Here is a 20,889-nt window from a genome sequence, read left to right as displayed (position 1 = left end):
GGAAGGACGCCCTGTCGGCACCGGCGGTTGCCGCGCTGGCTAGGGTGCGCCCCATGACACAGGAACTGCGCCGCTCGCTCGGGGTGTTCGACGCGGTCGTCATCGGGCTCGGCTCGATGATCGGCGCCGGGATCTTCGCGGCGCTCGGCCCGGCGGCCCACGCGGCCGGCACGGGCCTCCTCCCGGCGCTCGCGGCGGCCGCCGTCGTCGCCTACTGCAACGCCATGGCGTCGGCCAGGCTCGCCGCCCGCTACCCGGCCTCCGGCGGCACCTACGTGTACGGGCGCGCGCGACTGGGGCCGTTCTGGGGGTACTTGGCCGGCTGGGCCTTCGTCGTCGGCAAGACGGCCTCCTGCGCGGCCATGGCGCTCACCGTGGGCAGCTACCTGTGGCCGGAGCGGGCACACGCGGTGGCGGTCGCCGCCGTGGTCGCGCTGACCGCCGTGAACTACCGGGGCGTGCGGAAGTCGGCGCTCGTCACCCGGGTGATCGTGGCCCTCGTCCTGGCCGTGCTCGCCGCCGTCGTCACGGTCTCCGCCGGAGCCGGGGAGTCCGGCCGGCTCGGGCTCGACGGGGACGTCCCGACCGGCGGGGTGCTCCAGGCCGCGGGGCTGCTCTTCTTCGCCTTCGCCGGATACGCGCGGATCGCGACGCTCGGCGAGGAGGTCCGCGACCCGGCCAGGACCATCCCCCGGGCCGTGCCGCTCGCCCTGGGCATCGCGCTCGTCGTCTACGCGGCCGTCGCCGTCGGCGTCCTCTCCGTCCTCGGCGCGCCCCGGCTCGCGGCCTCCGCCGCCCCGCTCGCCGACACCGCGCGGGCGGCGGGCGCGGAGTGGCTCGTGCCGGCCGTCACCATGGGCGCGGTGCTCGCCGCCCTCGGCTCGCTGCTCTCGCTGATCCTGGGGGTCTCCCGGACCACCCTCGCGATGGCCAGGGACGGCTATCTGCCGGCCCCGCTCGCGGCCGTCCACCCCCGCTTCCAGGTCCCGCACCACGCCGAGCTCGCGGTGGGCGTGGTGGTGGCCCTGGTGGCGGCGACGGCCGACGTGCGGGGCGCGATCGGCTTCTCGTCGTTCGGCGTCCTCGTCTACTACGGGATCGCCAACGCCGCTGCCTGGACGCTCGGCCCCCGCGAGCGGCCGCTCGCCGCGCTCGGGCTGCTGGGCTGCGGCGTGCTGGCCTTCGCGCTGCCCATGGGCGCCGTCCTCGCCGGGGTGGGCGTCCTGGCGGCGGGGACGGTCGCGTACGCCGTCGTGGGCGCCGTCAGGCGAACTCGACCGTGACGCCCGAGCAGGCCAGGCCGATGACGATCTCCTCGAAGGTCGGCGGCCGGTTCCGCGCCCGGGGGACGACACCGAGGCAGGTGCGGGCGACCTCGGCGTCGTGCCAGACCAGGGTGGTGCCCGCCGCGAACGGCGGGCGCAGCTGGTCGAGGTCCTCGGCGAGATAGCCGCCGGGGCCCAGGAAGGCCTCCCCCAGGGCGCACCAGAAGGAGTCCGCGTCGATGACGTGGACCCCGTCGAGGTGGTACGTGTCGGCCGGTGGGTCCGGCGTCCCGGAGTGGCGTCTGGCCTGCTCCAGCCACGCGCCGCGGGTCCCGGAGGGGAAGCGGGCCCAGGTGCCGGGCTCCTCGGGGCGCTCCCACCACCACAGCTCCCAGATGTCCGCCACGGCGGGCGGGCGCAGGTCGCGGCGGTCGACGAGCACGGTCACGTCCAGCAGCCCGGCGCGCGCGTGGGCGTCGCGCGCGGACGGCGCCCAGCCGGTCACCCGGGCGCCCCGGGCGCCGAAGGCGGCCGTGCCCACGGAGGCGAGGCGCTGGTAGGTCACGGGGGCGGCGAGCTCCCGCGCGCCGGTCTCCACGGCGGCGCGCAGCGCACCGCGCGGGGAGCAGCCGAGGAAGGTCACCTCGGTGTGCGTCGCCGTCTCCGGCTCCCGGGGGGAGACCCGTATCAGGTGGGCGCAGTCGACGGCGTCCCGCCGGTCCCGCTCGCGGCGGGGCGGGGTGCGGGCCTCCACGGTGACGACGTCGCCGCGGATGCCGAGGACGCGGACGTCCCGGAGGCCGAAGGTGCCGTCCGCGGTGCGCACGAAGAGCTCGCCCTGGGGGGCGGTGCCCTCCACGACGGCCTGGGTGACGGCGCGGGCGAGGGGGCCGCGCGGCTCGCAGCCGCGCAGCTCGTAGTGGGCGCGGGCGGGCGGCGCGGGCTCGGCGAAGAGACCGTCGACGTCGGCGCACAGGGCGAGCACGTCCGCGCCGGCCAGCAGCGCGTATCTCGGGCTCTGCACTAGCGGACCGGGTAGCCGTAGACGGCCTGGTCCGTGGGGACGATCTCCTTGCCCAGCGGCATCAGCGAGATGGGCACCATCTTGAAGTTGGCGATGCCAAGCGGGATGCCGATGATCGTGATGCACAGCGCGATGCCGGTGGTGATGTGGCCGAGGGCCAGCCACCAGCCGGCGAGGATCAGCCAGAGCACGTTGCCCACGCAGGAGGGCGCGCCCGCGTCGTGGCGGTCGACGACCGTGTGCCCGAAGGGCCACAGGGCGTAGAGGCCGATCCGGAAGGCGGCGATGCCGAAGGGGATGCCGATGATCGTGATGCAGAGCAGGACGCCGGCCAGCATGTAGCCGAGGAACATCCAGAATCCGCAGAGGACCAGCCAGATGACGTTCAGGATTGTCTTCACGGGCGTCGACCTGCCATCTGTTCGAGCCGGGCGATGCGCTCGGCCATCGGCGGGTGGGTGGAGAACATCTTCGAGAGGCCCTGTCCCGGGCGGAACGGGTTCGCGATCATCATGTGGCTCGCGGTCTCGATCCTCGGCTCGGGCGGCAGCGGGAGCTGCTTGGTGCCCGCCTCCAGCTTGCGCAGGGCGCTGGCGAGGGCGAGCGGGTCGCCGGTGAGCTGGGCGCCGGAGGCGTCCGCCTCGTACTCGCGGGAGCGGGAGATGGCGAGCTGGATGACGGAGGCGGCGATGGGGCCCAGGATCATGATCAGCAGCATGCCGAGCAGGCCGGGGCCGTCGTCGTCGTTGGAGCGGCCGATCGGGATCAGCCAGGCGAAGTTCACCAGGAACATGATCACCGAGGCGAGCGCTCCGGCGACCGAGGAGATCAGGATGTCCCGGTTGTAGACATGGCTGAGCTCATGGCCGATGACCCCGCGCAGCTCGCGCTCGTCGAGGATGGCGAGGATGCCCTCGGTGCAGCAGACGGCCGCGTTGCGCGGGTTGCGGCCGGTGGCGAAGGCGTTGGGTGCCTGGGTGGGCGAGATGTAGAGCCGTGGCATCGGCTGGCGGGCCTGGGTGGAGAGCTCCCGGACCATCTTGTAGAGGGCCGGGGCCTCGAACTCGCTCACGGGACGGGCGCGCATGGCGCGGAGCGCCAGCTTGTCGCTGTTCCAGTACGCGTAGGCGTTGGTGCCGATCGCCACGAAGAGCGCGACGATCAGGCCCGTACGCCCGAAGAAGCTGCCGATGACGATGATGAGGGCGGAGAGCCCTCCGAGGAGTACGGCGGTCCTCAGCCCGTTGTGCCGGCGGTGCACGGTACGCCCTCCAAGTGGTGCGGCAGGGGAACCCTTTGCTCTATGGGGGTCCACCGTCCAGTGGACCCTCCCCTCCTGGTCAACGCCAGGCGGGGAGCTCGGGTTCCCCGGTCGACCGGGGGCGCCGTGTAGGCCGTACGGGTGACTAGCGGGCGGCCGGGATCTTCTCGGCGAGCACGGAGGTGGGCTCGACCTCGCTGGTGCAGTGGGCGCAGCGGGAGGCGATGGCCGGGATCTCGGTGAAGCAGCGGGGGCAGTCGCGCTTCGCGGACTTCGGGTCGGCCGCCTCCTCCTTGGCGAACTTCTCCTGGACCTTCGCCATGGGGACGACGATCAGGAAGTAGAGCACGGCCGCGGTGATCACGAACGCTATGGCGGCGGCGATGGCCAGGCCGTAGGGGAAGACGGTCTTGCCGAGGGTGAACTTCGCCTCGCTGAAGTCGCCGACCGAGCCGGTGGCCAGACCGATGAGCGGGGTGATGAAGGCCTTGCTGAAGCCGGTCACGACGGCGGTGAACGCCGAACCGACGGCCAGACCGATGGCCATCGAGACGATGTTCCCGCGAAGTATGAAGTCCTTGAAACCGTTCAGCACGGGGTACTGCTCCTTGGGTTTGTTCCGTGGGGGGATCAGAAGAGGCTGGTCGCCGCGAAGCGGAGGGCGGCCTGCGGATAACCCGACAGCACGACGCCCGCGACGGCGGTCAGCGCGATGGCCAGGGTGACGGGGATGGGGGCCCCGAGCCGCTTGACCGCCCCCTCCGGCGCCTGGAAGAGCAGCGCCGTCCACCGCAGGTAGTAGTAGAGGGCGATCACGACGTTGACGCCCATGATCACGGCGAGCCAGCCGAGGCCGGCGTCGACGGCGGCCGAGAAGACGGTCACCTTGGCGAAGAGGCCGATGATACCCGGGGGCAGTCCGGCCAGATTCAGGAGGAAGAAGCCGAGCGCGAGGGCGGCGGCGGGCCGCTCCGCGTACAGGCCGCGGAAGTCGGAGATCCGCACCTTCGGGTGGCTGCGGGCGACGAGCACGACGACGGCGAAGGCGCCGAGGTTCACGACGGCGTACATCAGGGCGTACGCGACGGTCGCGCCGACCTGGTCGTCGGTGGAGTACGCGGCGGCGGCGATCGGCACCAGGAGGTAGCCGGCCTGGGCGACGGAGGACCAGGCGAGCAGCCGTACCGCGCTCCACGCGCGCGTGGAGACCTGGCGCAGGGCGGCCACGTTGCCGACCGTCATGGTGAGCGCGGCCAGGACGGCGAGCGCGGGGCCCCAGACGTCCGCGTACGAGGGGAAGGCGACGACGGTCACCAGGATGAGGCCGGTGAAGCCGACGGCCTTGCCGACCACGGACAGATAGGCGGCGACCGGCAGCGGGGCGCCGACGTAGGTGTCGGGCACCCAGAAGTGGAAGGGCACGGCGGCGGTCTTGAACGCGAAGCCGACCAGGGTGAGGACCACGCCCGCCTGGGCGAGGGTCTGGAGCTGGCCCGGGACCCCGCCGAGCCGCTCGGCGATCTCGGTGAGGTGGAGGGTGCCGGTCGCCGCGTAGACGAAGCTGACGCCGAGCAGGGTCACGGCGGTCGCGGTGACCGAGGAGAGGAAGAACTTCAGCGCCGACTCGCTGGACATCCGGTCGCCGCGCCGCATGCCGACCAGCGCGAAGGCGGGCAGCGAGGCCACTTCGAGGGCGACGACGAGGGTCGCGAGGTCCCGGGCTGCGGGCAGCAGGGCGGCACCGGCGGCGGAGGACAGCAGCAGGAACCAGTACTCGCCCGCGGGTAGCTTCCGCCGGGTGTCGGGGAGCGAGAGCAGCGCCGTCACGAGCGCGCCGCCGAGCACCAGGAACTGGATGACGAGGGTGAACTCGTCGGCGGTGTAGCTGCACGCCCGCACGGCCGCGTCCGGGGTGAGGCAGAAGGTCGAGCGGTCGCCGGCGCGCAGCGGGACGAGCAGCGCGAGGGCGGCGGCCAGGCCGCCGATCGCGGTCCAGCCGAGCAGCTGCTTGCGGGCGGCGGGGACGAAGAGGTCGGCGACGAGGACGCCGACGGCGACCACCGCGGTGAGGGTGGGCGGCGCGATCGTGAGCCAGTCGACGGACTGGACGAGCGACGTCATCGGGTGCCTCCCGCGAGGAGCTGCTGGACGGCCGGATCGGTGAGGCCGAGGAGGACCGCGGGCCACAGTCCGGCGAGGACGGTGAGGGCGACGAGCGGGCTCCAGGCGGCGACCTCGTACCCCTGGACGTCGGCGACGGGCGCCTCGCCGGCCGGGCGGGGGCCGCCCATGCAGACGCGGCGGACGACGAGGAGCAGATAGGCGGCGGTGAGCAGGGTGCCGAAGCCGCCGATCGCCATGAAGGTGAGGAAGGCGGGCCGGCTGAGGCCCTCGGCCGGGTCGAAGGCGCCGAACAGGGCGAGCATCTCGCCCCAGAACCCGGCGAGCCCCGGCAGGCCCAGGGAGGCGACGGCGGCGAAGGCGACCAGGGCGCCGAGGCGGGGGGCGCGGCCGTAGAGGGCGGCGCCGGTGGCCCCGGCGAGGGTGTCGAGGTCGGCGGTGCCGTAGCGGTCCTTGACGGCGCCGACCAGGAAGAAGAGCAGGCCGGTGATGAGGCCGTGGGCGATGTTGGCGAACAGGGCGCCGTTGACCCCGGTGGGGGTCATGGTGGCGATGCCGAGCAGGACGAAGCCCATGTGGCCGACGGAGGAGTAGGCGATCAGGCGCTTGAGGTCGCCCTTGTTGCCGGGCCGTACGAGGGCGAGGCAGGCGAGCGATCCGTAGATGATCCCGGCGACGGCGAAGGCGGCCAGGTACGGGGCGAAGGTCCGCATGCCGTCGGGGGCGATCGGCAGCACGATCCGGACGAACCCGTACGTGCCCATCTTCAGCAGGACGCCGGCGAGGAGGACCGAGCCGACGGTCGGGGCGGCGGTGTGGGCGTCCGGGAGCCAGCTGTGCAGCGGCCACATCGGGGTCTTCACCGCGAGCCCGAGACCGATCGCGAGAACGGCGATGACCTGCACGGACGTGGTCAGGCCCCGGCCGTTGTCAGTGGCCAGTGCCACCATGTCGAACGTGCCCGCCTTGATGCCGATGAGGAGGATGCCGAGCAGCATGACGACGGAGCCGAGCAGGGTGTAGAGGATGAACTTCCAGGTGGCCGCGCGCCTCCCCTCGCCGCCCCAGCGGGCGATGAGGAAGTACATCGGGATGAGGACCATCTCGAAGGCCAGGAAGAACAGGACCAGGTCGAGGACGGCGAAGGTCGCGAGGGTGCCGGACTCCAGGACGAGCAGCAGCGCGACGAACGCCTTGGGTGACGGGCCCGTGGGCGGCTTGAAGTAGCTGTACAGCGCGCAGAGGAAGGTCAGCAGCGCGGTCAGGAGCAGGAGGGGGAGCGAGATGCCGTCGACACCGAGGTGGATGCGCACGCCGAGCGCGTGGATCCAGCTGACGTCCGTCGTGGCCTGCATCTTCGACGGGTGGGCGTGGTCGAAGCCGAGCGCGAGGACGATCGCGGCCAGCAGGATCACGCCGGTGACGGTGACGCCGTGGCGGAGCACGGCCTGGTCGGGCGACTTCCCCTTCAGTCCGGGCGGGGCCGGCAGGAGGGCGGCGGCGGCGCCGACGAGCGGGCCGGCGACGATCAACGCGAGAAGGAACTGCATCACGGATTCGCTGATATCGATCACGGCTCACGCTCCGGCGACGTTGGCGAGGACGACGGCGACGATCGCCAGGACGACGGAGCCGGCGAGCAGGGCGCTGAGGTAGGTCTGCACGTTGCCGGTCTGGGCGCGGCGGGCGAGCCAGCCGAGGCCCTTGGCGCTGTCGGCCGCGCCGCGTACGTAGGTGTCGACGACCTCGCGGTCCAGGAAGCGGACCAGGGAGGCGGCGGCGAGCACGGGGCGGACGAAAACGGTCCGGTAGACGGCGTCCAGGTGGAAGCCGTCGGCGGCCGGGCCGTGCAGCGGGCCGAGCAGGGCGCGGCCGGGGTCGGCCGGGTCCCGCGCGGGGTGCGGCAGGTCCAGGGCCTCCGCCTCGACCAGGCCGGCCTCGGCGTCGGGGTGGGCGACGTGAGCCTGGGTGGCCGGGACCGCGCGCTTCACGGCGAGCGCCCACCAGACCGCGTACATCACGGCCGCGCCGACGACGGCGAGACCGGTGCCGAGGACGGCCGTGGTGACGGTCGGGGTCAGCGGGTGCCCGTCGAACCAGTCGTCGAGGTAGCCGGCGGTGAGTCCGAAGCCGAGGGAGGGGACGGCGAGCACCCACAGGACGGTGCTCATGGCGATCGGCTGCCTGCCGTGGTCCGGGGCCTCCGTGCCTCGGCCGCGGAAGGCGAGCAGCCACAGCCGCATCGCGTACGCGGCGGTGAGCAGCGCGGTGAGCAGTCCGGCGACGAGGACGATCCAGCCGGCCCCGGCGGGGGCGATCGGCGACTCGCCGGTGGCGGTGTGCTCGGCGGCGACGAGGACGGCTTCCTTGGAGAAGAAGCCGGCGAAGGGCGGGATCGCGGCGAGCGCGAGCAGGCCGATGGTCATCGTCCAGTAGGCGTCCGGGATGCGCTTCGTCAGCCCGCTCATCCGGGACATGGCCGAGAGCGAGTTGGTGCCGGCGGCGTGGATGACCGCGCCCGCGGCGAGGAAGAGCAGCGCCTTGAAGGCGCCGTGCGACAGGAGGTGGAAGACGGCGGCCCCGCGGTCGCCGACGGCGAGGGCGCCGGACATGTAGCCGAGCTGGCCGATCGTCGAGTAGGCGAGGACGCGCTTGATGTCGTCCTGGGCGAGCGCGGCGAGCGCCGAGCCGACCATGGTGACGGCGGCCATCACGGCGAGCACGACGAGCGCGGCGGCCGACTCGGCGAAGACGGGAAGGAGCCGGGCCACGAAGTAGATGCCGGCGGCGACCATCGTCGCCGCGTGGATGAGCGCGGAGACGGGGGTGGGGCCGGCCATCGCGTCGGGCAGCCAGGTGTGCAGCGGGAACTGGGCGGACTTGCCGGCCACGCCCGCGAGGAGCAGCAGCGCGATCAGCGTGGGGTGGTCGAGGCCGCCGCTCGCGACCGCGCCGAGGACGCCGGTGATGCGGAAGGTCCCCGCGTCGGCGGCCAGGGCGAAGAGACCGAACAGGAAGGGGACGTCGCCCAGCTTGGTGACGAGGAAGGCCTTCAGGGAGGCCGAGCGGGCCTCCGGGGTCTCCCAGTAGTGCCCGACCAGGAAGTACGAGCAGATGCCCATGATCTCCCAGCCGACCAGGAGCACCATCAGGTCGCCGGAGTAGACGACGAGCAGCATCGCGGAGGTGAAGAGGGAGACCAGTGCCGCGTACGAGGGGTAGCGCGGGTCGTGGCGGAGGTAGCCGGTCGAGTAGACCTGCACGCAGGTGGCGACGGTGCCGACCAGGACGGCGACGAGGGCGGCGAAGCCGTCGATGTGCAGGGCCAGGTCGATCGGGACCGAGCCGGTGGGCGTCAGCTGGGTGGCGGCGTCGATGGCCTTGCCGCCGCCCTGGCGGGACGCCACGACGACGGCGAGGACGGCGGCGGCCAGCGTCGGCAGCACGGCGAGCGGGCGCACGAAGCCGGGGGCGGCGCGGCCGAGGAACAGGCCGGCGACCGCGCCGAGGAAGGGGAGGAGGGGGACCAGGACGGCGAGGGTCGTGGTGGTCACGCGATGGCCTCGGCCTTCTCGTCTTCGGGCCGCTCGTCCTCGGACGGCGTTTCCTTGGTGTCGCGGAGCCGGTCGACGTCCGAGGTGCCGCGGTTGCGGTAGACCATCAGGACGATGGCGAGACCGATGCCGATCTCGGCGGCGGCGATGGCGATGGTGAAGAGGGTGAGGGCCTGCCCCGCGTGCAGGGCGTCCCGGAGCCAGACGTCGAAGGCGACGAGGTTGAGGTTGACGGCGTTGAGCATGAGCTCGACGGACATCAGGACCAGGATCGCGTTGCGGCGGGCGAGCACGCCGTACAGACCGATGGAGAAGAGGAGGACGGCCAGGACGGCCGGGTAGGCGAGGTGCATCAGTGCCGCTCCCCCTCGTTCTCGGTCTCGGTCTCGGTCTCGGTCTCGGTCCCGTTCTCGTTCTCGTCGGCGCTCGTGCGCTTCGACAGGACGATCGCGCCCACCAGGGCGGCGAGCAGCAGTACCGACAGCGCCTCGAAGGGCAGCACCCAGTGCCGGAAGAGGAACTCGCCGGTGACGGCCGTGGAGCCCTGCGCGGGTCCGTCGAGCTCGATCCAGGTGGTGCGGAAGGCGTCGACGACCACCCAGACCAGGGCGGTCGCGGCGGTGACCGCGACGGCGAGGGCGACCCAGCGGTTGCCCGAGTCGGAGTCCGGGGAGCGGCCGATGGGGGCCTTGGTGAGCATGAGCCCGAAGAGGAGGAGGACGACGACCGAGCCGACGTAGATCAGCACCTGGACCCAGGCGATGAACTCGGCGGTCAGCAGCAGGTACTCGACGGCGATGCCGCCGAGCGCCACGACCAGCCACAGGGCGGCGTGCACGAGCTGCTTGGTCGTGACGGTGACGAGGGCCGCGCCGAGGGTGACGAGGCCGACGAGGAGGAAGGCGATCTCGACGCCGGTGGGCGACAGGAAGCCATGGGTGTTCTGGGCGTGCTGGACGGCGAGGATCACTGCTGCTCCCCCTCGGCGGCCTGGGCGGCCGCGGCCTGTGCCGCCGCCTTCTCGGCCGCCTTGCGAGCCGCGGCGATCTCCTTCGGCTCCTCCGCGCGCGGGTCGAGCGCGGGCGGCTCCGGGACGGTCCACATCCACTCGCGCAGCTTGTCGCGCTCGTGGGTCAGCTCGTGGATGTCGGTCTCCGCGTACTCGAACTCGGGCGACCAGAACAGCGCGTCGAACGGGCACACCTCGATGCAGATACCGCAGTACATGCAGAGGGAGAAGTCGATCGCGAAGCGGTCCAGGACATTGCGGCTGCGCTCGCGGCCGCCCGGGGCGGCGGCGGGGACCGTCTCCTTGTGGGAGTCGATGTAGATGCACCAGTCGGGGCACTCGCGGGCGCACAGCATGCAGACCGTGCAGTTCTCCTCGAACAGCCCGATGACCCCGCGGGTGCGGGGCGGCAGCTCGGGCTGGGCGTCCGGGTACTGCGCGGTGACGCTCTTGCGGGTCATCGTGCGGAGGGTGACTGCGAGGCCCTTGGCGAGGCCGGAGCCGGGGATCGGGGACATCAGCTGATCGCCACCTTCACGATGCCGGTGAGCGCGATCTGCGCGAGAGCGAGGGGTACGAGGGTGGTCCAGGCCAGCTTCTGGAGCTGGTCCTCGCGGAGCCGGGGGTACGAGACGCGCAGCCAGATCACGACGAAGGCCAGGACGGCGGTCTTGAGCAGGGTCCAGACCCAGCCCAGGCCGTCGGCGCCCCACGGGCCGTGCCAGCCGCCGAGGAAGAGGACGGTGGTCAGACCGCACAGGACGACGATGCCCGCGTACTCGGCGAGCAGGAACAGCGCGAAGCGGAGGCCGGTGTACTCCGTGTACGCGCCGAAGATGATCTCCGAGTCGGCGACGGGCATGTCGAACGGCGGGCGCTGGAGTTCGGCGAGGCCCGCGGTGAAGAAGACGAGCGCGCCGACGATCTGCCAGGGCACCCACCACCACTCGAAGGCGTTCAGGATGCCGGGCAGCGAGACGGTGCCGGCCGCCATCGCGACGGACGCGGCGGCGAGCAGCATCGGCAGCTCGTACGCGAGCAGCTGGGCGGCGGTGCGGAGGCCGCCGAGCAGCGAGAACTTGTTGGCCGAGGCCCAGCCCGCCATCAGGCTGCCGAGCACGCCGACGCCCATCACCGCGAGCACGAAGAAGATGCCCGCGTCGACGACCTGGCCGACGGCGCCCTCGCTCGGTCCGATGGGGATCGCGACGAGCACCAGGAGGTACGGGAGGAGGGCGACGGCCGGCGCGAGCTGGAAGATCCGCCGGTCGGCGGCGGCCGGCACGACGTCCTCCTTCTGCGCGAACTTCACGCCGTCCGCGACGAGCTGCGCCCAGCCGTGGAAGCCGCCGGCGTACATGGGGCCGAGGCGGCCCTGCATGTGCGCCATGACCTTGTGCTCGGTCTGCCCGACGACGAGCGGCAGCACGAGGAAGACGGCGAAGACGACGAGCAGCCGGAGGGCGACGTCGAGTACGTCGTTCACGCGGGATCGCCTCCGGCGGGGGTGTCGGGGTTGTCGGGGTTGTCGTGGGGGTCGCCCTCGGGGGCGGGGCCCTGGGCGGGCGGGTCCTGGTCCTCCGGGGCCTGGTCCGCCTCGGGCGTCTCGTCGAAGGCCGGGCGGGCGTGGTGCCACGGGGCGTCCGTGCTGCGGGTGCGGGGCGCGGCCGGTGTCTCGGGGGCCGGGGCGGTGTCCGCCTCGGCGGCGGCCGGGGCCTCCGCGCGCTGGCTGGCCGAGCCCGCGCTCGCGCTGCGGGAACGGCGTACCGGAGCGGACGGGTCCGGCGTCTGGCTCGCCGAGCCTTCCGATGCCGTGCGGGACCGGCGGACCGGAGCCGACGGGTCCGCTGCCTGGCTCGCCGAGCCCTCCGATGACGTGCGGGAACGGCGTACGGGAGCCGACGGGTCCGCCGCCTGGCTCGCCGAGCCCTCCGACGCCGAGCGGGAACGGCGTACCGGAGCCGACGGGTCCGCTGCCTGGCTCGCTGAGCCCTCCGAGACCGAGCGGGAACGGCGTACCGGGGCCGACGGGTCCGGTGAGCTCTCCGGGGGTGGCTGGGTGGCCGAGCCCTCGGTGGTCGTGCGGGTGCGGCGGGGCGGGCGGTCGGCTGCGGCGGCGCGGGAGGGGCGGGTGGGGGCCGGGGGGAGTTGGCCCTTCAGGGGGCCCCATTCGTTGGGGTCGGGGACGCCCGGGGGGAGCATCTGGCGGCGCTTGGGCGCGTTGGGGTCGTGCGACTCGCCCGGTTCCTTGGCGCCGGGCCAGGCCTTGGCCACGCGGGCGGCCAGGACGAAGTCCTTGCGCAGGGGGTGGCCCTCGAAGTTCTCCGGGAGGAGCAGGTGGACCAGGTGCGGGTGGTCCGTGAAGGTCACGCCGAACATCTCGTACGTCTCGCGCTCGTGCCAGCCCGCTCCCGCGTACACCGCGACGGCGGACGGGAGCGACGGGGACGCGTGCGGGACCGTCGTACGGAGGAGGAGGCGGCGGACGTGGCCGGGGCCGACGGACGCGACATGGGCGCAGATCCGGAAGCCCGTGCCGGGCTCGTCCACCGCGCTGAGCCAGTCGAAGTAGGTGCAGCCCAGCTTGTCGCGGGCGATCTCCAGCGCGGCGATCCACGAGCCGGTCGGGACGTCGACGGTCAGCAGGTCGTAGGCCCGCTCCGCCGTCGCCTCCTCGCCGAAGAGGTCGGTGACCGCGTCCGGGAGGGTGTCGTAGGCGTTCCGGTCGGCGGTCGTCATGCCGTGGCTCCCGGCTTCGGGGGCCGCACCAGGCCGCTCGTGAGCTGCCCGACCGAGGGCTCGCCCGCGCCGTAGCGCTCGCCGAGGTTCTCGCGGGCGATCTTCTCCTGGAGCTTCAGGATCCCCTGGAGGAGGGCTTCCGGGCGCGGCGGGCAGCCCGGTACGTAGACGTCGACCGGGATGATCTGGTCGACGCCCTTGGTGACCGAGTACGAGTCCCAGTACGGGCCGCCGCAGTTCGAGCAGGCGCCGAAGGAGATGACGTACTTCGGCTCCGGCATCTGCTCGTACAGGCGCTTGACGGCGGGCGCCATCTTGTCCGTGACGGTGCCGGAGACGATCATCAGGTCGGCCTGGCGCGGGCCCGGCGCGAAGGGGATCACGCCGAGCCGGATGAAGTCGTGGCGGGCCATCGACGCGGCGATGAACTCGATCGCGCAGCAGGCGAGGCCGAAGTTGAAGACCCACAGGCTGTAGCGGCGGCCCCAGTTCAGGACCACCTTCATCGGCTCGGGGGCCAGCCGGGCGAGCGGGCCCAGCGTGGGAGCCGGCAGGGGTGTTACGTCCATGCCAGGACGCCCTTCTTGTACGCGTAGAGCAGTCCCACGGCCAGGAAGCCGAGGAAGATGAACATCTCGACCAGCGTCGTCGCGCCGTAGCCGGGGGCGGCGAAGACCGTGGCCCAGGGGAAGAGGAAGATCGAGTCCACCGCGAAGATGACGTAGAGGAAGGCGTAGACGTAGTAGCGGACCTGGGTGTGGGCCCAGCCCTCGCCCACCGGGTCGACGCCGCACTCGTACGTCAGCAGCTTCTCGGGCGTCGGCACGACGGGCCGGAGCAGCCGGCCCGCGCCGAACGCGACGGCGACGAAGAGCACGCCGACCACGGCCAGCAGCCCGACGACGGAGTACGTCTGAAAGTAGTCCGCCGCGACAACGGTCGGTTCCCGCACGTCCGCCCCTCGGTCTCGGTGTCTCACCAGATTTCGCTTACGCACGCGAGTCTAGGCCCTGCTAAAGGGACCGTAAGCAGCCGGAGCGGGGGCTCCGGTGGGGTTATCCCCCCTCCTCTTCACCGACCTCCCCCATGGCGTGTCCGGGGCTCCGCGCGGCAGCCTTGTCCCCATGAGTGACCACACCGCCACCGGCACCGACGCCCCTCCGCCGCCCGCGCGCCTCGCGTACGGCCGGTCCACCTGGAAGGAGGTGGCGCACCTCCTCGCCGATCTGCCGTGCGCGGTGGCCGGTTTCGCCTACTCCGTCGTGACGATCGCGCTGGGTGTCGGGCTCGCCGTCACCGTGATCGGGCTGCCGCTGCTCGCGCTCGGTCTCGCCGGGGCGCGCGGCATGGCGCGGGCGGAGCGGGCGCGGGCCCGGAAGCTGCTGGGCGTGCGGGTCGAGGAGCCGAGCCGGCTGCCGCGGCGGGGCGGCTTCTTCGGGTGGCTGTGGGCGCAGCTGAAGGACCCGGTGGCGTGGCGGAGCCAGCTGTACGGCTTCGTCCGGCTGCCGTGGGGCATCGTGACGTTCGTGGTGACGGTGGTGTCGCTGTTCTTGCTGTGGCCGGTGCTGTCGTTCCTGGCGCGGGGGCTGGCGAACGTCGACCGGGCCATGGTGCGGGGGCTGCTCTCGCCCTCGGACGAGCTGGAGCGGCGGATCGCGGAGCTGGAGTCGGACCGGGGGGTCGTCGTGGACACGGCCGCCGCCGATCTGCGCCGGATCGAGCGCGATCTGCACGACGGCGCGCAGGCGCGGCTCGTGGCGCTCGCGATGGGGCTCGGCCTGGCGAAGGAGAAGCTGCTGGACGACCCGGACGGGGCGGCGGCGATGGTCGACGAGGCGCACGGCGAGGTGAAGCTGGCGCTTCAGGAACTGCGCGACCTGGCCCGGGGCATCCATCCGGCGGTCCTGACGGACCGAGGCCTCGATGCGGCGCTCTCCGCCATCGCGGCGCGCTGCACGGTCCCCGTGAAGGTGGGCGTCGACCTGCCGGCCCGGCCGGCCGAGGCCATCGAGGGCATCGCGTACTTCACCGTCTCCGAACTCCTCCAGAACGTCTCCAAGCACGCCCGGGCCCGTTCGGCCTCGGTGGAGCTGTGGCGCTCCGAGGACCGCCTGATGATCCAGGTCCGCGACGACGGCGTGGGCGGGGCCCGCCTGGACGGCGGCGGTACGGGCATGGCGGGGCTCGCGGAGCGGCTCGGCGCGGTCGACGGGGTCTTCGTCGTGGACTCGCCGGAGGGCGGCCCGACGGTGGTGACGGCGGAGCTTCCGTGGCGGGATCGGGGGGCGGGGGGCGGGCGGTAGGCCCCCCACCTTGTCCGCCCGGTAGGGAAAACCCCCCTCCATAGACGCCGACCCTCCTCATGGTCCCCGCCCCTCCCTCCCGGGAGGCTGGAAGCGACCACCGACCGCGTGAGAAACGGACCCCTCCGATGGCCTCCCCCCGTCTGCCCGCCGCCGTCCGCGCGCCGTTCGAAGGGCGCACCTGGCGTGAGCTCGGCTACGTCCTGCTCGGGCTGCCGCTGAGCGTCGTCTACTTCTGCTTCGCCGTCTCCTTCTTCTCCGCCGGTGCCGGGCTGCTCATCACCTTCCTGGGCATCCCGGTGCTGGCCGGCACGCTCGCGATGTGCCGGGGCTTCGGCGCGGTGGAGCGGGCGCGGGCGCGCGGGCTGCTGCGGCTGGACGTGGGGGCGCCGGAGCCGGTGCGGGGCCGGACCGGTGGGGCGCTGTCCTGGATGGGCGCGATGCTGAAGAGCGGGGCGTCCTGGCGGCATCTGCTCTACGCGCTGCTGCACCTGCCGTGGGCCGTCTTCTCCTTCTCCCTGGCGGTCGCGCTGTGGAGCTGGGGCTGGGGCCTGTTCACGTATCCGCTGTGGCAGTGGGTCTTCCCGATGTACGTGGGTCAGGCGGGGCTCCAGCTGTACGGGGACGACACGCACTCCTTCTATCTGGACTCGGGCTTCGAGATCGCCTTCACCAGCCTGGTGGGCCTGCTCTTCGTGCTGGTCGGGCCGTGGGTCCTGCGGGGTCTGGTCGCGGTGGACCGGCTCATGCTGTCGGGGCTGCTCGCGCCGTCCCGGCTGGCCTCGCGCGTGTCGGAGCTGGAGTCGGACCGGGGCGTGATGGTGGACACGGCCGCCGCCGATCTGCGCCGCATCGAGCGGGACCTGCACGACGGCGCGCAGGCCCGGCTGGTGTCCCTGGCGATGGACCTGGGCCTGGCGAAGGAGAAGCTGGCGGACGATCCGCTGGCCGCCGCCGCGATGGTCGACGAGGCGCACGGCGAGGTGAAGCTGGCCCTCCAGGAGCTGCGCGACCTGGCCCGGGGCATCCACCCGGCCGTCCTCACCGACCGTGGCCTGGACGCGGCGCTCTCCGCCGTCGCCGCCCGCTGCACCGTCCCGGTCACCGTGGACGTCGAGCTGTCGGCCCGGCCGGCCGCGGCGATCGAGGGCATCGCGTACTTCACCGTCTCCGAACTCCTCCAGAACGTCTCCAAGCACGCCCGGGCCCGGCGGGCCTGGGTGGACGTCTGGCGGACGGACGACCGGCTGATGCTCCAGGTCCGCGACGACGGCGTGGGCGGCGCGGCGCCGGCGGAGGGCCGGGGGCTCGCGGGCCTGGCGGAGCGCCTCGACGCGGTCGACGGCGTCCTCGCGGTGGACTCCCCCACGGGCGGCCCGACGACGATCACGGCGGAGCTGCCCTGGCGCGAGTGACCACCGGAAGGCCCGGCGGCCTGGCGGACGCGACCGCCACACGCCCCCGGCCCCGACCACCCCAAGGCCCCCCGCCCTGGCCGAGTTGAACCCCCGCCCCGCCTCTCGCGTCCCTTCTGCTGCGATGCTGGGGTGATCTCAGCTCAGGCAGAAAGGCAGGGCCGTGGCGGACAAGGGCGCGGAGCGCGTGCGGGTGGTCATCGCCGAGGATTCGGTGCTGCTCCGTGAAGGGCTGACCCGTCTTCTCACCGATCTCGGGCACGAGGTCGTGGCCGGGGTGGGGGACGGCGAGGCGCTGGTGAAGACCGTGTCCGATCTGGCGGGCGAAGGGGCGCTGCCGGACGTGGTCGTGGCCGATGTGCGGATGCCCCCGACGCACACGGACGAGGGCGTGCGGGCCGCGGTGCGGCTGCGCAAGGAGCACCCGGGGATCGGGGTGCTGGTGCTGTCGCAGTACGTGGAGGAGCAGTACGCCACCGAGCTGCTGGCCGGTTCCAGCGTCGGGGTCGGCTATCTGCTGAAGGACCGGGTCGCGGAGGTCCGGGAGTTCGTGGACGCGGTGGTGCGGGTGGCCCGGGGCGGCACGGCCCTGGACCCGGAGGTGGTGGCGCAGCTGCTGGGCCGGAGCCGTAAGCAGGACGTGCTGGCCGCGCTGACCCCCCGGGAGCGCGAGGTGCTGGGCCTGATGGCGGAGGGGCGTACGAATTCGGCCATCGCGCGGCAGCTGGTGGTGAGCGACGGCGCGGTGGAGAAGCACATCAGCAACATCTTCATGAAGCTGGGCCTGTCGCCGAGTGACGGGGATCACCGCCGGGTGCTCGCGGTGCTGACCTATCTGAATTCCTAGCGATCTGACACCCTGTCAGATATCGAGGGGCGAGCGGATCGGGTAGATCGGGTAGATCGGGTAGCAGGATCGGCCGGGAATCGCCGGTCGGTCCGTGGAGTGGACGCGAGAACCGCGCTCCGTGACGGACAATGGACGGACCGTGACCCTCGGTGGACCCGAGGGATCACGGAGCGCGACAATTGAGGAGAAAAGGGCGCTCCGGGCGTCTCAAAAAGAGGTCCACCATGCGAGAAGTGCCGGGAGGGCCCCCCTCCCGGACGTAGGGTGGGCCACGGGACGACCGGTCGGCCGGTCGTCCTCCGAGCCTTCTCCGCCCCTGCGGAGTAGAGAACCCCTGCCGCGAGGGAGGTCCAGTTCAGTGACCAGCCAGGTCAGTAGCGAGGCCGGTGAGGCCCTGGTCGGGGAGCAGCGCAGCGCCCCGACGACGGCCGACCACGGCTCCGCGAAGGAAGTCCGCCGGCTCGACCGGGTGATCATCCGCTTCGCGGGTGACTCGGGTGACGGCATGCAGCTCACGGGTGACCGTTTCACCTCGGAGACCGCGTCCTTCGGGAACGACCTCTCCACGCTGCCGAACTTCCCCGCGGAGATCCGGGCCCCCGCCGGCACCCTGCCGGGCGTCTCCTCGTTCCAGCTGCACTTCGCCGACCACGACATCCTGACCCCGGGCGACGCTCCGAACGTCCTGGTCGCGATGAATCCGGCCGCGCTGAAGGCCAACGTCGGGGACGTGCCGCGCGGCGGCGAGATCATCGTCAACACCGACGAGTTCGCCAAGCGCGCGATGGCCAAGGTGGGGTACGCGACCTCCCCCCTGGAGGACGGCTCGCTGGACGCCTACCGGGTCCACCCGGTGCCGCTGACCACCCTGACGGTGGAGGCGCTCAAGGACTTCGGCCTCTCCCGGAAGGAGGCCGAGCGCTCCAAGAACATGTTCGCGCTCGGGCTGCTCTCCTGGATGTACCACCGCCCCACCGAGGGCACCGAGACCTTCCTGCGCCAGAAGTTCGCGAAGAAGCCGCAGATCGCCGAGGCCAACGTGGCCGCGTTCCGGGCCGGCTGGAACTTCGGCGAGACCACCGAGGACTTCGCCGTCTCCTACGAGGTCGCCCCCGCGACCCGCGCCTTCCCCACCGGCACGTACCGCAACATCTCGGGGAACCTGGCCCTCTCGTACGGTCTGATCGCCGCCGCCCGCCAGGCGGACCTGCCGCTCTACCTCGGCTCGTACCCGATCACCCCGGCCTCGGACATCCTCCACGAGCTGTCCAAGCACAAGAACTTCGGCGTGCGCACCTTCCAGGCCGAGGACGAGATCGCCGGCATCGGCGCCGCGCTCGGCGCCGCCTTCGGCGGCTCGCTGGCCGTGACCACCACCTCAGGACCCGGCGTGGCGCTCAAGTCCGAGACCATCGGCCTGGCCGTCTCGCTCGAACTGCCGCTGCTCATCGTCGACATCCAGCGCGGCGGCCCGTCCACCGGCCTGCCCACCAAGACCGAGCAGGCCGACCTCCTCCAGGCCATGTACGGGCGCAACGGCGAGGCCCCGGTCCCGATCGTCGCCCCGAAGACGCCCGCCGACTGCTTCGACGCGGCGGTCGACGCGGCCCGGATCGCGCTCACCTACCGCACCCCGGTCTTCCTGCTCTCCGACGGCTACCTGGCCAACGGCTCCGAGCCCTGGCGCATCCCGGAGGTCGAGGAACTCCCCGACCTGACCACCGCCTTCGCCACCGGCCCGAACCACACCCTGGCCGACGGCACCGAGGTCTTCTGGCCGTACAAGCGCGACCCGGAGACCCTGGCCCGCCCCTGGGCCGTGCCCGGCACCCCCGGTCTCGAACACCGCATCGGCGGCATCGAGAAGCAGGACGGCACCGGCAACATCAGCTACGACCCCGCCAACCACGAGTTCATGGTGCGCACCCGGCAGGCCAAGGTCGACGGCATCGCGGTGCCGGACATCGAGGTCGACGACCCGGACGGCGCGAGCACCCTGGTCCTCGGCTGGGGCTCCACGTACGGCCCGATCACCGCGGCCGTGCGGCGGCTCCGGGTGGCGGGCCGTCCCATCGCGCAGGCCCATCTGCGGCACCTCAACCCCTTCCCGAAGAACCTCGGCGAGGTGCTGAAGCGGTACGAGAAGGTGGTGGTGCCCGAGATGAACCTGGGCCAGCTCGCCACCCTCGTACGGGCCCGCTACCTGGTGGACGCCCGCAGCCACACCCAGGTCAACGGCATGCCGTTCAAGGCCGAGCAGCTCGCCGCCGCTCTCAAGGAGGTCATCGATGAGTGAGTCGCTGCTGCACCTGGTGCCGAAGGCCGAGGCCGCCCAGTCGATGAAGGACTTCAAGTCCGACCAGGAGGTCCGCTGGTGCCCCGGCTGCGGTGACTACGCCGTGCTCGCCGCCGTCCAGGGCTTCATGCCCGAGCTCGGCCTCGCGCGCGAGAACATCGTCTTCGTCTCCGGCATCGGCTGCTCGTCCCGCTTCCCGTACTACATGAACACGTACGGGATGCACTCGATCCACGGCCGCGCCCCGGCCATCGCGACCGGCCTCGCGACCTCGCGCCGCGACCTGTCGGTGTGGGTCGTCACGGGTGACGGCGACGCGCTGTCCATCGGCGGCAACCACCTGATCCACGCGCTGCGGCGCAACGTCAACCTGAAGATCCTGCTCTTCAACAACCGGATCTACGGGCTGACCAAGGGCCAGTACAGCCCCACCTCCGAGCTCGGCAAGATCACCAAGTCGACGCCGATGGGCTCCCTGGACGCGCCCTTCAACCCGGTGTCGCTGGCGCTCGGCGCCGAGGCCAGCTTCGTGGCCCGGACCGTGGACTCGGACCGCAAGCACCTCACCGAGGTGCTGCGGCAGGCCGCCGACCACAACGGCACGGCCCTGGTGGAGATCTACCAGAACTGCAACATCTTCAACGACGGCGCCTTCGAGGTCCTGAAGGACAACGAGCAGGCCAAGGAGGCGGTGATCCGCCTGGAGCACGGGCAGCCGATCCGCTTCGGCGCCGAGCTCGACAAGGGCGTCGTCCGCGACCCGGCCACCGGCGACCTCCAGGTCGTCGCCGTGACGCCGGAGAACGAGGGGCGGATCCTGGTCCACGACGCCCACTCCGCCTCCCCCACCACCGCCTTCGCGCTCTCCCGGCTCGCCGACCCCGACACGCTGCACCGGACGCCCATCGGCGTGTTCCGGTCGGTGGAGCGGCCGGTGTACGACACGCTGATGGCGGACCAGCTGGAGAAGGCCGTGGAGCAGCAGGGCAAGGGCGATCTCGGCCAGCTCCTCGCGGGCAACGACACCTGGACGGTCGTCGGCTGACAGGCCG

Annotated in this window: 20 protein-coding genes; 6 read left to right on the top strand and 14 right to left on the bottom strand. The window is 72.4% G+C overall.

The genetic code is table 11. The annotated features are described in order from the left end of the window. Positions 1-53: 53 nt before the first annotated feature. Positions 54-1,283 carry an APC family permease gene (locus ABTZ54_RS05150; protein WP_351657387.1) on the top strand — a complete coding sequence of 410 codons (1,230 nt, stop codon included), beginning with the start codon at positions 54-56 and terminating at the stop codon, positions 1,281-1,283. Here ABTZ54_RS05150 and ABTZ54_RS05145 read toward each other — a convergent pair. The 14 genes from ABTZ54_RS05145 to ABTZ54_RS05080 all read right to left on the bottom strand — a co-directional run bounded on the left by ABTZ54_RS05145 (position 1,264) and on the right by ABTZ54_RS05080 (position 13,925). Then, positions 1,264-2,289: a barstar family protein gene (locus ABTZ54_RS05145; protein WP_351657385.1), complete on the bottom strand. Its 1,026-nt coding sequence runs from the start codon at positions 2,287-2,289 to the stop codon at positions 1,264-1,266. The two genes, ABTZ54_RS05150 and ABTZ54_RS05145, sit on opposite strands and share 20 nt — an antisense overlap. After that, positions 2,289-2,690: a YccF domain-containing protein gene (locus tag ABTZ54_RS05140; protein WP_351657383.1), complete on the bottom strand. Its 402-nt coding sequence runs from the start codon at positions 2,688-2,690 to the stop codon at positions 2,289-2,291. Before ABTZ54_RS05140 ends, ABTZ54_RS05145 begins: the two co-directional genes overlap by 1 nt. After that, positions 2,687-3,550, bottom strand: coding sequence for a zinc metalloprotease HtpX (gene htpX, locus ABTZ54_RS05135; RefSeq protein ID WP_351657381.1), 864 nt, complete (start codon positions 3,548-3,550; stop codon positions 2,687-2,689). The genes ABTZ54_RS05140 and htpX overlap by 4 nt, the downstream gene beginning before the upstream one ends. A 145-nt stretch (positions 3,551-3,695) precedes the next feature. Next, positions 3,696-4,145: a large conductance mechanosensitive channel protein MscL gene (mscL, locus tag ABTZ54_RS05130; RefSeq protein ID WP_351657379.1), complete on the bottom strand. Its 450-nt coding sequence runs from the start codon at positions 4,143-4,145 to the stop codon at positions 3,696-3,698. A gap of 35 nt (positions 4,146-4,180) precedes the next feature. Continuing rightward, the gene (locus tag ABTZ54_RS05125) at positions 4,181-5,671 is read right to left on the bottom strand and encodes an NADH-quinone oxidoreductase subunit N (RefSeq protein WP_351657377.1); all 1,491 of its coding nucleotides are present in this window, start codon (positions 5,669-5,671) and stop codon (positions 4,181-4,183) included. Further along, positions 5,668-7,221 (bottom strand): complex I subunit 4 family protein, encoded by a 1,554-nt coding sequence (locus ABTZ54_RS05120; protein WP_351657759.1) that lies wholly within the window; start codon positions 7,219-7,221, stop codon positions 5,668-5,670. Before ABTZ54_RS05120 ends, ABTZ54_RS05125 begins: the two co-directional genes overlap by 4 nt. Before the next feature lie 27 nt (positions 7,222-7,248). Beyond that, complete coding sequence (locus tag ABTZ54_RS05115; protein ID WP_351657375.1) at positions 7,249-9,225, bottom strand: NADH-quinone oxidoreductase subunit 5 family protein; 1,977 nt, start codon at positions 9,223-9,225, stop codon at positions 7,249-7,251. Beyond that, positions 9,222-9,578: an NADH-quinone oxidoreductase subunit NuoK gene (nuoK, locus tag ABTZ54_RS05110; RefSeq protein WP_351657373.1), complete on the bottom strand. Its 357-nt coding sequence runs from the start codon at positions 9,576-9,578 to the stop codon at positions 9,222-9,224. The genes ABTZ54_RS05115 and nuoK overlap by 4 nt, the downstream gene beginning before the upstream one ends. After that, a complete protein-coding gene (locus ABTZ54_RS05105; protein WP_351657757.1) occupies positions 9,578-10,192 on the bottom strand; it encodes an NADH-quinone oxidoreductase subunit J family protein in 615 nt (204 codons plus the stop codon). The genes nuoK and ABTZ54_RS05105 overlap by 1 nt, the downstream gene beginning before the upstream one ends. Further along, positions 10,192-10,752 carry a NuoI/complex I 23 kDa subunit family protein gene (locus ABTZ54_RS05100; protein WP_351657371.1) on the bottom strand — a complete coding sequence of 187 codons (561 nt, stop codon included), beginning with the start codon at positions 10,750-10,752 and terminating at the stop codon, positions 10,192-10,194. Before ABTZ54_RS05100 ends, ABTZ54_RS05105 begins: the two co-directional genes overlap by 1 nt. Beyond that, entirely contained in the window at positions 10,752-11,720 is a 969-nt protein-coding gene (locus ABTZ54_RS05095; RefSeq protein ID WP_351657369.1) for a complex I subunit 1/NuoH family protein, read from the bottom strand. Before ABTZ54_RS05095 ends, ABTZ54_RS05100 begins: the two co-directional genes overlap by 1 nt. Then, complete coding sequence (locus ABTZ54_RS05090) at positions 11,717-12,973, bottom strand: NADH-quinone oxidoreductase subunit C (RefSeq protein ID WP_351657367.1); 1,257 nt, start codon at positions 12,971-12,973, stop codon at positions 11,717-11,719. The genes ABTZ54_RS05095 and ABTZ54_RS05090 overlap by 4 nt, the downstream gene beginning before the upstream one ends. After that, a complete protein-coding gene (locus ABTZ54_RS05085; protein ID WP_351657365.1) occupies positions 12,970-13,542 on the bottom strand; it encodes an NADH-quinone oxidoreductase subunit B in 573 nt (190 codons plus the stop codon). The genes ABTZ54_RS05090 and ABTZ54_RS05085 overlap by 4 nt, the downstream gene beginning before the upstream one ends. Beyond that, positions 13,533-13,925 carry an NADH-quinone oxidoreductase subunit A gene (locus tag ABTZ54_RS05080; protein WP_351657364.1) on the bottom strand — a complete coding sequence of 131 codons (393 nt, stop codon included), beginning with the start codon at positions 13,923-13,925 and terminating at the stop codon, positions 13,533-13,535. Before ABTZ54_RS05080 ends, ABTZ54_RS05085 begins: the two co-directional genes overlap by 10 nt. Before the next feature lie 172 nt (positions 13,926-14,097). Here ABTZ54_RS05080 and ABTZ54_RS05075 point away from each other — a divergent pair, with 172 nt between their 5' ends. From ABTZ54_RS05075 to ABTZ54_RS05055, 5 genes are all read left to right on the top strand, one after another. Next, on the top strand, positions 14,098-15,276 hold the full coding sequence (locus ABTZ54_RS05075) for a sensor histidine kinase (RefSeq protein ID WP_351657362.1): 1,179 nt from the start codon (positions 14,098-14,100) through the stop codon (positions 15,274-15,276). 128 nt (positions 15,277-15,404) lie between these two features. Next, positions 15,405-16,691 (top strand): sensor histidine kinase, encoded by a 1,287-nt coding sequence (locus tag ABTZ54_RS05070; RefSeq protein WP_351657361.1) that lies wholly within the window; start codon positions 15,405-15,407, stop codon positions 16,689-16,691. 187 nt (positions 16,692-16,878) lie between these two features. Next, positions 16,879-17,538 (top strand): response regulator transcription factor, encoded by a 660-nt coding sequence (locus ABTZ54_RS05065; RefSeq protein WP_351657755.1) that lies wholly within the window; start codon positions 16,879-16,881, stop codon positions 17,536-17,538. Between the two features lie 361 nt (positions 17,539-17,899). Beyond that, the gene (locus ABTZ54_RS05060) at positions 17,900-19,837 is read left to right on the top strand and encodes a 2-oxoacid:acceptor oxidoreductase subunit alpha (RefSeq protein ID WP_351657360.1); all 1,938 of its coding nucleotides are present in this window, start codon (positions 17,900-17,902) and stop codon (positions 19,835-19,837) included. Further along, complete coding sequence (locus tag ABTZ54_RS05055; RefSeq protein ID WP_351657358.1) at positions 19,830-20,882, top strand: 2-oxoacid:ferredoxin oxidoreductase subunit beta; 1,053 nt, start codon at positions 19,830-19,832, stop codon at positions 20,880-20,882. Before ABTZ54_RS05060 ends, ABTZ54_RS05055 begins: the two co-directional genes overlap by 8 nt. The last annotated feature ends 7 nt before the right edge of the window (positions 20,883-20,889 follow it).

It is taken from the genome of Streptomyces sp. NPDC094032, from assembly GCF_040303965.1.
Lineage (GTDB): Bacteria > Actinomycetota > Actinomycetes > Streptomycetales > Streptomycetaceae > Streptomyces.
Note: the sequence above shows the minus strand (reverse complement) of the source record. Positions and strands in the feature narration are given on the sequence as shown.